The sequence below is a fragment of the Chryseobacterium sp. SIMBA_038 genome (assembly GCF_046535115.1).
Lineage (GTDB): Bacteria > Bacteroidota > Bacteroidia > Flavobacteriales > Weeksellaceae > Chryseobacterium.
In genome coordinates this window covers 1-273 of record NZ_JAWRXH010000161.1, presented here as the reverse complement: position 1 = coordinate 273, position 273 = coordinate 1, and the positions used below count along the sequence as shown (strand labels likewise).

The 273-nt window shown below is 31.9% G+C and carries 1 protein-coding gene; it reads left to right on the top strand.

Annotated elements, in window-relative coordinates; translation table 11 throughout:
- Window positions 1–273 (top strand): hypothetical protein (locus SB689_RS23115; protein WP_410694398.1); only part of this gene is annotated, 273 nt, incomplete at both ends.

Genomic DNA, 273 nt, shown 5'->3' with positions numbered 1-273 from the left:
CATTAGAGTTTGTTATTGACTCCACAAATGATGAGGAATTACAGGATTTCAAAGATAAAGCACCTTTTTCTTGTTCATTTGAGAAAAGAGATGATTTTTCATTTGCATTCTTTGATATAAGTCCCACTGACTTAATAGTTTTGCATAAAGACTTAATAATCCTTGAAGAAGAAATAACAACAAATGGATCTAATGAAGAACAAATACGATTTGAACCACGCAAAGGGATCAGTCAAAAAAAGATACTAGCTAAAGAGTATGCCAAGCACATAG